This is a genomic window from Paraburkholderia sp. PAMB 6770 (assembly GCF_057748135.1).
Map to the genome: position 1 here is coordinate 1,922,980 of NZ_CM173239.1, position 11,844 is coordinate 1,934,823.

Consider the following 11,844-nt stretch of genomic DNA (forward strand, 5'->3'; position numbering starts at 1 on the left):
CGCCCGCATGGTCGTTGCGTGCGCAACGACTGCGGTCCGCCGCATATCGCCGGGTCCGGCCCGGTCGCCCCCGTTCTCCCGCTCACTGTCCTCCGGCAAACGTCTGCGCGACGAGCCACAGGTTCGCCGCGCCAATCACGCCGAACAGCGCCCAGGCGGTGCTGCGCGTGACCCAGCCGTTCGCGAACGGCCCCATCAGCGAGCGGTCGCCCGTCATCCGGATCAACGGATAGAGCGCGAACGGCAATTGCAGGCTCAGCACCACCTGGCTGGCGACCAGCAGCGTCCCGACCGCGCCGTTGCCGAACATCTGCACGCCCAGCCACGCCGGAATCAGCGCGAGCACCCGCGTGATCAGGCGACGCTGCCAGCACGGAATCTTCAGCTTCAGAAAGCCTTCCATGATGACCTGCCCGGCCACTGTGCCGGTAAACGTCGCGCTTTGCCCGGACGCGAGCAGCGTCACGGCGAACAGCACGGCCGCCACGCTCGTGCCGACGATCGGCGCGAGCAGCCGGTACGCATCCTCGATCTCCGTGACCTGGTTGTGCCCGGTCGCATTGAACGCCGCCGCCGCGAGAATCAGGATCGCGGCGTTGATCAGCAGTGCGATCGCGAGCGACACGATCGTATCGAGCCGCGCGAAACCGATCGCCGCCGCGCGGCTCTGCACGTCGCGCCCGACCGCGCGCGTCTGCACGATCGACGAATGCAGGTAAAGGTTATGTGGCATCACGGTTGCGCCCAGGATGCCGATCGCCAGATAGAGCGGCGCGCGGCTGTCGATTGCGCGCCACGACGGCACGAGCCCGGCCGCCACCGACGGCCAGTGCGGATGCACGAGCGCCAGCTGCACGATGTAGCCCACGCCGATCGTCGCGATCAGGCCGAGGATGATCGCTTCGAGATCGCGAAAGTTCTTGCCCTTCAGACCGAGCACGATCAGCGTGTCGAACGCGGTGAGCAGCACGCCGGTCGTCAGCGAACAGCGGAACAGCAGGTGAAACGCGAGCGCGCCGCCCAGCACTTCGGCCAGATCGCACGCGACGATCGACACCTCGGCGAGCAGCCACTGGATGCGCGCGACCGCCGGCGTATAGCGCTCGCGCGAGAGCTGCGCGAGATCCTGCCCGGTCGCGATGCCAAGCCGCATGCTCAGGCACTGCAGCACGATCGCGGCGAGGCTCGACAGCATCACGACGAACAGCAGGCGATAGCCGTAGCGCGAACCGGCCTCGATGTCGGTTGCCCAGTTGCCGGGATCCATGTAGCCGATCGACACCAGCAGTCCGGGACCGGCGAACTGAAACAGCTTTTTCCAGAGCGCGGCGCGTGGTGCGACGACGACCGTACCCTGCACTTCGGATGGACAGAACGGCGCGGTGGCGGTCGTAGGTAAGTTGAATGGCAAGCCGCGGACCTCTTGAGGGGGACCTGGATGCGGCGCTGCGGGAAGCGCGCCGCGGACGGCCTCCAGTGTACAAAGAAACGCGGCGGCGCGCCCCGCCGCGCGCGCCGAAACCGCCCGCCGCGCGGCTAGCCGGACGTATGCGCCGGGCTCGCATGCGCGGCGGCGGCACCTGCCGATGCGGCGTCCGCCGCGGGCGTACCCCAGCCGCCGCCGAGCGCGCGGATCAGGTTCACCGTCGCCACCGCCTGCGTGCCGGCCAGCTGGCTCGCCTGCAGTTGCGACTGCAACACCTGGCGCTCGCTGTCGATCACGTCCAGATAGCTGACCTGCCCTTCGTCATACTGCTCCTGCGACAGATGGGCGGCGCGCTGCGACGCGCCGAGCGCGGCATCCTGCGCATCGATCTGCGCGCCGAGCAGCCGCAGGTCGGCGAGGTTGTCCTCGACCTCCTTGAACGCTTCGAGCACCTGCTGGCGATACTGCGCCACCGCCTCGTCGTAGCGGCCGCGCGCGCCGGCGAGGTTGGCCTTGCGCCGGCCGCCGTCGAACAGCGGAAGCGTGAGCGCGGTGCCCGCGAACGGTCCGAGCAGGAAGGTGCGGCTCGACCACATGAACAGATCGCCGAGCGTGGCCGACTCGTAGCCGAACGCGCCGGTGATGTCGAGCTGCGGGAAGAACGCGGACTTCGCGAGCCCGACCCGTGCATTGGCGGCGGCCATCGCGCGCTCGGCGGCGGCGATATCGGGGCGTCGTTCGAGCAGCGCGGACGGCAGTCCCGGCGGCACGCGCGCGGTCACCGGCACGAGCGGTGTCGCCGGAAACGAAAAGGACTCCGGCGTCTCGCCGAGCAGGATCGCGAGGCTGTGCTCGGACGCCGCGCGTTGCCGCGCGACGCCGATCGCCGCCGCGCGCGCGTTCGCCAGTTCGTTGCGCGCCTGCGCGAGATCGAGTTCGCTGATGTCGCCGTTGTCGAAGCGGTGCTGGATCAGCTTGAGCGCATCCTCGCGCAACGCGACCGTCTGCTGGTACAACTGCCCTTCGCGATCGAGCTCGCGCAACTGGAAGTAGTTCTGCGCGACGTCGGCCTGCAGCGCGAGCTGCACGGACAGGAACAGCGCCTCGCTCTGTTGCGCGTCGGCGGTTGCCGCGTCCACGTTCGCGCCGACCCGCCCGAACAGATCGGTCTCATACGAGACGGTGCCCTGCGCGCGCCACAGTGTCGTGCTCTGCGAGCCCGCGCTCTGCGGCTCCAGCAGCGACGCCGACGAGACCGTCTCGCGCGTCGGCCCGAAGCCCGCATCGAGTTGCGGGAACCAGCCGGCGTGCGCCGCCGCGCGCAGCGCCCGCGACTGCTCGACGCGCGCGGCCGCCGCCTTCAGGTTCTGGTTGGCGGAGGCGGCCTGCTGTTCGAGCGCGTCGAGCGTCGGGTCGCCGAAGATCGTCCACCATGCGCCGCGCGGCGCGCCGTCGGACGGCTGCGCGGGCTTCCAGCGACCCGCCTCCTGTGTCGTGAGCGCAGGGGCTTCCTTGAACGCGGCCGGCACCGGCACCGCCGGACGCCGATACGCGGGCTCGACCGAGCAGGCCGCGAGCAGCGCGAACAGCAGCGCGCCGGCCAGCGCGCGCGACGTCGCAACAGAACGAAAATCGAACCATGTCATCACGCTTCTCCTCGTGCGTCGCCAGCGGGCATCGCGTAGCGCGACGCATCCTTCTGCGCGACATGAATCTTGCCGCCAGCGAGCGTGCGCAGCACCACGTAGAACACCGGCGTGAGCATCAGGCCGAACAGCGTGACGCCGAGCATCCCGAAGAACACCGCGATCCCCATTGCGTGACGCATCTCCGAGCCGGCTCCGCTCGACAGCACGAGCGGCACCACGCCCATGATGAACGCGATCGACGTCATCAGGATCGGCCGCAGCCGCAGCCGGCTCGCCTCGATCGCCGCCGCGAGCGGCGTGCGGCCGTCGTGTTCGAGCTCGCGCGCGAATTCGACGATCAGGATCGCGTTCTTCGACGCGAGCCCCACCAGCACCATCAAGCCGATCTGCGTGAAGATGTTGTTGTCGCCGTGTGTGAGCCACACCCCCGTGAGCGCGGATAACAAACTCATCGGCACGATCAGGATCACCGCGAGCGGCAGCGTCAGGCTCTCATACAGCGCGGCGAGCACGAGAAACACCAGCAGCACGCTGATCGGAAACACCCAGAGCCCCGCATTGCCGGCGATGATCTGCTGGTACGTCAGATCGGTCCACTCGTACTTCACGCCGCGCGGCAGCGTCTGCGCCGCGATCCGCTCGATCGCCGCCTGCGCCTCGCCCGACGAGTAGCCCGGCGCGGGACCGCCGTTGATGTCCGCAGCCGTATAGCCGTTGTAGCGCACCACCATTTCCGGCCCGTAGGTCGGCGTCACGGTGACGAGCGACGACAGCGGCACCATGTCCCCGGCCGCATTGCGCGTCTTCAGCTGCAGGATGTCGTCCGGATGCGCGCGGAACGGCGCATCGGCCTGCACCCGCACCTGATACACGCGCCCGAAGCGGTTGAAGTCGTTCACATACAGCGAACCGAGGTAGATCTGCATCGTGTCGAACACGTCGGTCACCGGCACGCCGAGCTGCTTCGCTTTCACGCGGTCCAGATCGACGTTCAGTTGCGGCACGTTGATCTGGTAGCTCGAAAACACCGGCCCGAGTTCGGGCGCGCTCGCCGCCTTGCGAATGAACGCCTGGGTTGCATTGTTCAACGCGGTATAGCCGAGCGCGCCATGATCTTCGAGCTGCAGCTTGAAGCCGCCGAGCGTGCCGAGACCGAGCACCGGCGGCGGCGGAAACACCGCGACGAACGAGTCCCTGATCGCCCCGTATTGCTGGTTCAGCGCGCCGGCAATCGCGCCGGCCGACAGGCTCGCGCTGCGCCGTTCGCTAAACGGCTTCAGCGTGACGAACACAATGCCGGCGCTGGAGCTGTTCGTGAAGCCGTTCACCGACAGCCCGGGGAACGCGACCGCGTCCTCGACGCCTGGCTGTTTCAGCGCAATCGCGCTCATTTCGCGGATGACCTTCTCGGTGCGATCGAGCGACGCGCCGTTCGGCAGTTGCGCGAAGGCAATCAGATACTCCTTGTCCTGCGCGGGCACGAAGCCGCCCGGCACGACGCGCGTGATCAGCACGGTCGCGCCGAGCAGCACCGCGTAGACCGCCAGCATCGCGCCTTTTCTGCCCAGCACGCCTTTCACGCCGCGTCCGTACGCGCTCGACCCGCGCCGGAAGACCTTGTTGAAGCCGCGGAAAAACGGCCCCAGCACGCGGTTCATCGCGCGCGTGAGCCAGTCTTCGCGGGCATCGTGGCTGCGCAGCAGCAGCGCCGACAGCGCCGGCGACAGTGTCAGCGAGTTGAACGCGGAGATTACCGTCGAGATCGCGATCGTCATCGCGAACTGCTTGTAGAACTCGCCGGTCAGGCCCGTCATGAACGCGAGCGGCACGAACACGGCCACCAGCGTCAGCGCGATCGCGATGATCGGTCCGCTCACCTCGCGCATGGCCTTGTAGGTCGCCTCGCGCGGGCTCAGGCCGCTTTCGATGTTGCGTTCGACGTTTTCGACCACGACGATCGCGTCGTCGACGACGATCCCGATCGCGAGCACCATCCCGAACAGCGACAGCGCGTTGATCGAAAAGCCGAACGCCAGCAGCAGCGAGAACGTGCCGATGATCGACACCGGCACCGCGATCAGCGGAATGATCGACGCGCGCCACGTCTGCAGGAACACGATCACGACGATCACGACGAGCGCGATCGCTTCGAGCAGCGTATGGATCACCGCATCGATGCTCGCGCGCACGAACTGCGTCGGGTCATAGACGATCCGGTAGTCGACGCCCGGCGGCATGTCCTGCTTCAGCTCCTTCATCTGCTCGCGCACCTGCGCGGAAATCGCGAGCGAGTTCGCGCCCGGCGCCTGCTCGATCGCCAGCGCGACCGCCGGCTTGTTGTCGAGCAGCGCGCGCAGTCCGTACTCGGATGCCGCCAGCTGGATCCGCGCAACGTCGCGCAGATAGGTCACGCCGCCATCGGGCGCCGTTTTGAGCACGATGTCGCCGAACTGCTCGGGCGTCTGCAGCCGGCCGCGCGCATTCACCGACAGTTGCAGCGGCGTGTCCGGCGCCGACGGCGCACCGCCGATCACCCCCGCCGCGACCTGCACGTTCTGCTCGCGAATCGCGTTCACGACGTCCATCGCGGTCAGGCCGCGCGCCGCCACCTTGTGCGGGTCGAGCCAGATCCGCATCGCGTAGTCGCCCGAGCCCCACAGCTGCACCTCGCCGACGCCCGCAATCCGTTCGAGCCGGTCCTTCACGTTCAGCAGCGCGTAATTGCGCAGGTAGGTCATGTCGTAGCGGTTGTCCGGCGAGATCAGGTGCACGACCATCGTCAGCGTCGGCGAGCTCTTGATCGTCGTCACGCCGAGACGCTGCACGTCCTCCGGCAGGCGCGGCAGCGCCTGGTTCACGCGGTTCTGCACGAGCTGCGTCGCGAGATCGGGGTTGGTGCCGAGCTTGAACGTGACCGTCAGCGTCAGATTGCCGTCGCTGTTCGCCTGGGACTGCATGTACAGCATGTTTTCGACGCCGTTGATCTGCTCTTCGAGCGGCGACGCCACGGTCTCGGCGATCACTTTCGGATTCGCGCCCGGGTACTGCGCGTGCACGACCACCGACGGCGGCACCACCTCCGGATACTCGGAAATCGGCAACTGGAACAGCGCGATCACGCCCGCCAGCAGGATCAGCACGGACAGCACGCCCGCGAAGATCGGCCGGTCGATAAAAAATTTCGATATGTTCATTCTGGAATCCCCCGATTGGGACGATTGGGACGCGCGCCGCTCACGAATTGCCCTGCGCGCCGGACGCGGCCTGCGCCAGTGCGTCGCCGCCCGCCGCATCCGGGTCCATCGACACCGTGTGCGCGCGCACCGTGATGCCCGGGCGCACGCGCTGGATGCCGCCCACCACGATCCGCTCGCCGGGCTTCAGGCCCGCCGTCACAACGCGCAGATCGCCCTGCCGCTCGCCGAGCGACACCTGCCGGTAGGCGACGCGGCCTTGCCCGTCGACGACGAACACGAACTTGCGGTCCTGATCGGTGCCCACCGCGACCTCATTGATCAGGAGTGCCTGGTGAGGCATGCTTCCCCCCACTTTCACCCGTGCGTACAGGCCGGGAATCAGCATGCCGTCCGCGTTGTCGAAGCGCGCGCGCACGCGAATCGTGCCCGAGGACGTATCGAGCGTGTTGTCCACCGACTCGATCACGCCGCTGCGCGAGTAACCGCGCTCGTCGGCAAGGCCCAGCTCGACCGGCACCTTCGTGCGGTCTTTTTCGCGGGCGATGTAGCGCAGATAGGTCTGCTCGTCGACGTCGAACGACGCGTAGATCGGCGAGACGGACACCAGGGTCGTCAGCGTCGGCGCGTTCGCGCCGGCCGCCACGACGTTGCCGACCGTGATCAGTGCGCGCGACACACGGCCCGACACCGGCGCCACGATGCGCGTATAGCCGAGGTCGATGCGCGCGCTTTCGAGCGCCGCCGCCGCGGCCTTGACATCCGCGTCGGCGGTGCGCGCCGCGTTCTGCTTCGCGTCGAAATCGCGCTTCGCGATCGCGTTGTCCGCGATCAGCCGCTGCGCGCGCGCCCAGTCGCTCGCCGCATAGCCGGCCTGCGCCTGGGCAGCGGCCAGTTGCGCCGCCGCGCGGTCCACCGCCGCCTGGTAGGGACGCGGATCGATCACGAACAGCGTGTCGCCCTGCTTCACGAGCGCACCGTCCCTGAAGTTCACCGAGACGATCGTGCCCGACACCTGCGGACGCACGTCCACATGCTGCACGGCTTCGAGACGCCCGGAATAGCTCTGCCAGTCCGTGACGGTTTTCTGCACCACGGTGGCGACATCCACTTCCGGTGCGGCGGGCGGCGCCGCGTGGGCGGGCGCGTCGGCATGCACGCGCACCGCGCCGAATACGCCCAGGCCCGCGAGCGCGACGACAGCCAGCACGGCGAGCGCGATGCGCGAGGGGGAACGAAACATGACTGACATAGGAAGCTCCGGGAAAGAGAATCGGGTATCGGGTATCAGGTTGAGCGGGCGCTGCAGGCGGCGAAGCGGCACTGGAAGAACCGCACCGCTTCCTCCAGCGCGTGCGTGTCGTCGGCGAGCGCCGCGTGCGAGACGCCCGGAAAACGCACCACCTGGGTCGGCACGCCGGCGCCGATCAGCTGGCTCGCGTACTTCTCGGCCTCGACGTGCAGCACATCCTTTTGCGCGGTGACGATCAGCGTGGCCGGCAAGCCGGCGAGCCGCGACGCTTCGAGCGGCGCCGCATACGGGTGCATGCGCTGCACCGCCTGCGGCAGATACGCGCGATAGCACGCCGCGCACTGCTGCGCGGTGATGTCGGAATCGAGGTGGTCCGCGTCGCCGACCCGCGTGAGGCTCGGATCGAGCATCGGCCCGACGAGCGCCTGCGCGACGATGCGCATGTCGCCGCGATCGCGCACCATGAACGCGAGCGAGTTCGCCAGGTGTCCTCCCGCGTCGTGGCCCGCCGCGCCGAGGCGCCGCGCATCGGCGCCCGCCGCACGGGCGTTCGCGCACGCCCAGCGGGCCGCGCGATAGGCGTCCTCCGGCGCGGCCGGAAACGGAAACTGCGGCGCGAGCGAGTAGCCGACCGACACGACCCATGCGGGCACCTGCGCCGCGAGAAAGCGCGCGGCACGGTCCGCGTCGGCAAGCGAGCCGCGTACGAAGCCGCCGCCATGAAAATAAAGCAGCACAGGCAGCGCATTTTTCGCGCGGGGCCGATACAGCCGCAGCGTCAGCGGCTGCGCATAGCCGTCCACCGTCACGTCGGTGACGGCGAGCGCCTGCGCGGCAGCCTCGTCCTGCGGCCCCGCGGAAGACGGCGTAGCGAAGGAGTCCATTGAAGACGCACTCACCCATGAAAATACGAATGGTGCGCATTGTGCGTTCGGCAAACTTCCAAATAAATGCCTATAATCCGGCAACACAATTCGGCATGCCAAAACAATCATTGCCGCATGCCGGCGCAGTGCCGTGACGCGCAAGATGCGACCCGCATCGCGCGGCGTCCTTGCCCTTTTCGGAGATCAGCCATGGACCGGCTTCAGGCCATGCAGGTGTTCACCCGTGTCGTCGATACCAACAGCTTCACGCGCGCGGCGGAAACGCTCAATCTGCCGCGCGCGTCGGTCACCACGATCATCCAGAATCTGGAGGCGTTTCTCGGCACGCGCCTGATGCACCGGACGACCCGGCGCCTGTCGCTCACGCCGGACGGCGCCGCGTACTACGAGCGCTGCGTGCGCATTCTCGCGGACGTCGAGGAAACCGAGGCGAGCTTCCAGAACGGCAACCGCAAACCGCACGGCAAGCTGCGCATCGACATGCCGGGCTCGCTCGGGCGCCTCGTCGTGATTCCTTCCCTGTGCGATTTCCACACGCGCTTCCCGGATATCGACCTGCAGCTGGGCCTCACCGACCGGCCCGTCGACCTGCTGCAGGAAGGCGTGGACTGCGTGGTGCGGGTCGGCGCGCTGCAGGATTCGTCGCTGGTCGCGCGGCGCATCGGACTGTTCGAGGGCGTGACCTGCGCGGCACCGGACTATCTGGTGCGACACGGGACGCCGGGCACGCTCGCCGAGCTCGATGCGCACCATGCCGTGAATTATTTTTCGAGCCGCACGGGCCGCGTGATCGACTGGGCGTTTCTCGTCGACGGCAAGGAAGTCGAGGTGAAGATGAAGGGCCGCGTCTCGGTCAACGACGCGGATGCGTACGTCACCTGCGGCCTCGAAGGCTTCGGGCTGATCCAGCCGGCGCGCTTCATGGTGCTGCCGTGGCTGCAGTCCGGCAAGCTCGTCGAAGTGCTGCCCGAAATCCGGCCGATGCCGATGCCGATCTCGGTGGTCTATCCGCACAGCCGGCATCTGTCGCCGAAGGTGCGGGTGTTCGTCGACTGGATCGCCGAGCTGTTCGAGCGCTGCCCGCTGCTGAGCGGACGCGGCCGCCTCGACACGCCGTGCTCGAAGCGCACGCTCGAAGAGCGCGAAGCCGTGTCGTCCACCGACACGCCGGTGATGACCGAGTGGGCCGTGTGAGCGACGCCGGCGCGGCTATTTCGCCTGCGCCGGATGTGCCGGATGTGCCGGATGTGCCGGATGTGCCGGATGTGCCCGATGTGCCGCCTGTGCCGCCTGTGCCCGATGCGCGCGCGAGGCGCGCCACAGGCGCGTGGCACGCCGGCTGAAGGCCGCGGCGATATCCCCTATGCTGGAGGCTGGCGTACGGCGCGGTCCCACCCCGATGAGCGCGCCGTGACCCGCATGCGGCCCCCCCCTTTCGCCGCGCATGCGAACCTCAACGGGAGCTGGACAATGGACTATGTGAAACTGGGACGCACCGGCCTCGAAGTCTCGCGCCTGTGTCTCGGCTGCATGAGCTACGGCGCGCCCGGGCGCGGCACGCATCCGTGGACGCTCGACGAAGCGGACGCGCGTCCGTTCATCCGCCAGGCACTCGACCACGGGATCAACTTCTTCGATACGGCCAACGTCTATTCGGACGGCACCAGCGAGGAGATCGTCGGCCGCGCGCTGAAAGACTTTGCGAAGCGCGATGAGATCGTGCTCGCCACCAAGGTGCATGGCCGCATGCATCCGGGCGCAAACGGGATGGGGCTCTCGCGCAAGGCGATCCTGCGCGAGATCGACGCGAGCCTCAAGCGCCTCGGCACCGACTACGTGGACCTCTACCAGATTCACCGCTGGGACGACACGACGCCGATCGAAGAAACCATGGAAGCGCTCAACGACGTCGTGCGCGCCGGCAAGGCGCGCTATATCGGCGCGTCGTCGATGTACGCGTGGCAGTTCGCGAAGGCGCTGCACGTGGCGGACCGGCACGGCTGGGCCCGCTTCGTGTCGATGCAGAACTACGTGAACCTGCTGTACCGCGAGGAGGAACGCGAGATGCTGCCGCTGTGCGAAAGCGAAGGCATCGGCGTGATTCCGTGGAGCCCGCTCGCGCGCGGGCGTCTCACGCGCGACTGGGACACCGCGAGCGCACGCTCGGAGACCGACGCGTTCGGCCGCTCGCTGTACGTGCACACCGGGGACGCGGACCGGCGCATCGTCGAGCGCGTCGGCGAAATCGCCGCGGCGCGCGGCGTGCCGCGCGCGCAGGTCGCGCTCGCGTGGGTACTGCAGAAGAGCGCAATCACCGCGCCGATCGTCGGTGCCACGAAGCCGCACCACCTCGATGACGCAGTCGCCGCGCTGTCGCTGACCCTGTCGGCCGACGAAGTCGCGCAGCTCGAAGCGCTGTACGTGCCGCACGCGGTGACCGGCTTCAAATAGGCCGCAACACGGGCCGCAACACAGGCCGCGCGCCGGCCCGCGTCACGCGGGCGGCGTGCGCTGCGCGCGCGGCACGTCCGGCTCGAAGAACACCCAGCGCACCTGGGGAAACGCGGCCTGCAGATCGGCTTCGATCACGTTGATCGCATCGACCATCGCGCGGCCGCTCGGATACGCGATCATCTCGGCCTGCACGGCGACCACCACGTCGCGGCCCCACTGCAGCGTGATCAGGTTGATGACGCTGCGAATCTCGACGCGCCCGCGCAGATGCGCTTCGATTGCGCGGCGCACCTCGGGGCTCGCCGATTCGCCGACGATCATCGACTTCACCTCGCGCGCGACCAGCGCGGCGATCAGCATCAGCAGCAGGCCGACGCCGATCGAGCCGAGCGCGTCGTAGCGCGGCTCGCCGGTGAGCATCGTCAGCAGCACGGCGACGAACGCGATGGCCAGTCCCGCGAGCGCGGCGATATCCTCGCCGGCGATCACCAGCAGATCCGCCTCGCGCGTTTCGCGAAACCACCGCCACATCGACTTGTCCGGGTGCGTCTTGCGGATCTCGCGCAGCGCGCCCATCAGCGACAGCGTTTCCAGCACGACCGACACGCCCAGCACCGCGAGCGCGACGAACGCATCGTTCAGCGGCTCGCGCGCGAAGAGCCGATGCACCCCCTCGTACACCGAGAACGCGCCGCCGACAAAGAACAGCAGCAACGCGACCAGCAGCGAATAGAAGTTGATTTCGCGCCCCGCGCCCATCGGATGCAGCGGGCTCGGCGGCCGGCGCGCCTCGCGCCGGCCAAACAGCAGCAGCAGCTGATTGCCGCAGTCGGCGCTCGAATGGATCGCCTCGGCGAACATCGAGCCGGACTGCGTGAAGATCGCCGCGGCGAACTTGCAGACCGCGATGCCGAAGTTCGCGGCAAGCGCGTACAGGATGGCTTTCGGCGACTCTTCTTTCATCGTTGCGCGCGCAACCGGT

The 11,844-nt window shown here is 68.2% G+C and carries 8 protein-coding genes; 2 read left to right on the top strand and 6 right to left on the bottom strand.

Annotated elements, in window-relative coordinates; genetic code table 11:
- Positions 1-82: 82 nt before the first annotated feature.
- From AC3AP7_RS25930 to AC3AP7_RS25950, 5 genes are all read right to left on the bottom strand, one after another.
- Positions 83-1,411: an Nramp family divalent metal transporter gene (locus tag AC3AP7_RS25930; protein WP_487363160.1), complete on the bottom strand. Its 1,329-nt coding sequence runs from the start codon at positions 1,409-1,411 to the stop codon at positions 83-85.
- A gap of 125 nt (positions 1,412-1,536) precedes the next feature.
- The gene (locus tag AC3AP7_RS25935; RefSeq protein ID WP_487363161.1) at positions 1,537-3,072 is read right to left on the bottom strand and encodes an efflux transporter outer membrane subunit; all 1,536 of its coding nucleotides are present in this window, start codon (positions 3,070-3,072) and stop codon (positions 1,537-1,539) included.
- Positions 3,072-6,269, bottom strand: a complete 3,198-nt coding sequence (locus tag AC3AP7_RS25940) for an efflux RND transporter permease subunit (protein ID WP_487363162.1) — start codon at positions 6,267-6,269, stop codon at positions 3,072-3,074. The genes AC3AP7_RS25935 and AC3AP7_RS25940 overlap by 1 nt, the downstream gene beginning before the upstream one ends.
- Before the next feature lie 40 nt (positions 6,270-6,309).
- Positions 6,310-7,512 (bottom strand): efflux RND transporter periplasmic adaptor subunit, encoded by a 1,203-nt coding sequence (locus AC3AP7_RS25945; protein WP_487365021.1) that lies wholly within the window; start codon positions 7,510-7,512, stop codon positions 6,310-6,312.
- A gap of 44 nt (positions 7,513-7,556) precedes the next feature.
- Positions 7,557-8,405: an alpha/beta hydrolase gene (locus AC3AP7_RS25950; protein WP_487363163.1), complete on the bottom strand. Its 849-nt coding sequence runs from the start codon at positions 8,403-8,405 to the stop codon at positions 7,557-7,559.
- A 192-nt stretch (positions 8,406-8,597) separates the two neighbouring features.
- Between AC3AP7_RS25950 and AC3AP7_RS25955 the strand changes: the two genes are divergently transcribed.
- Positions 8,598-9,602, top strand: coding sequence for a LysR family transcriptional regulator (locus AC3AP7_RS25955; protein WP_487363164.1), 1,005 nt, complete (start codon positions 8,598-8,600; stop codon positions 9,600-9,602).
- Between the two features lie 276 nt (positions 9,603-9,878).
- Positions 9,879-10,859 (top strand): aldo/keto reductase, encoded by a 981-nt coding sequence (locus AC3AP7_RS25960; protein ID WP_487363165.1) that lies wholly within the window; start codon positions 9,879-9,881, stop codon positions 10,857-10,859.
- Between the two features lie 42 nt (positions 10,860-10,901).
- On the opposite strand, the gene AC3AP7_RS25965 is transcribed toward AC3AP7_RS25960, so the two are convergent.
- Positions 10,902-11,825: a cation diffusion facilitator family transporter gene (locus AC3AP7_RS25965; RefSeq protein WP_487363166.1), complete on the bottom strand. Its 924-nt coding sequence runs from the start codon at positions 11,823-11,825 to the stop codon at positions 10,902-10,904.
- Between the last annotated feature and the right edge of the window lie 19 nt (positions 11,826-11,844).

What these genes read in the sequence shown, in the direction of transcription:
- AC3AP7_RS25945 (WP_487365021.1), bottom strand. Translation starts at nt 7,512, where the DNA reads ATGTTTCGTTCCCCCTCGCGCATCGCGCTCGCCGTGCTGGCTGTCGTC.
- AC3AP7_RS25965 (WP_487363166.1), bottom strand. Translation starts at nt 11,825, where the DNA reads ATGAAAGAAGAGTCGCCGAAAGCCATCCTGTACGCGCTTGCCGCGAAC.
- AC3AP7_RS25950 (WP_487363163.1), bottom strand. Translation starts at nt 8,405, where the DNA reads ATGGACTCCTTCGCTACGCCGTCTTCCGCGGGGCCGCAGGACGAGGCT.
- AC3AP7_RS25935 (WP_487363161.1), bottom strand. Translation starts at nt 3,072, where the DNA reads ATGACATGGTTCGATTTTCGTTCTGTTGCGACGTCGCGCGCGCTGGCC.
- AC3AP7_RS25940 (WP_487363162.1), bottom strand. Translation starts at nt 6,269, where the DNA reads ATGAACATATCGAAATTTTTTATCGACCGGCCGATCTTCGCGGGCGTG.
- AC3AP7_RS25960 (WP_487363165.1), top strand. Translation starts at nt 9,879, where the DNA reads ATGGACTATGTGAAACTGGGACGCACCGGCCTCGAAGTCTCGCGCCTG.
- AC3AP7_RS25955 (WP_487363164.1), top strand. Translation starts at nt 8,598, where the DNA reads ATGGACCGGCTTCAGGCCATGCAGGTGTTCACCCGTGTCGTCGATACC.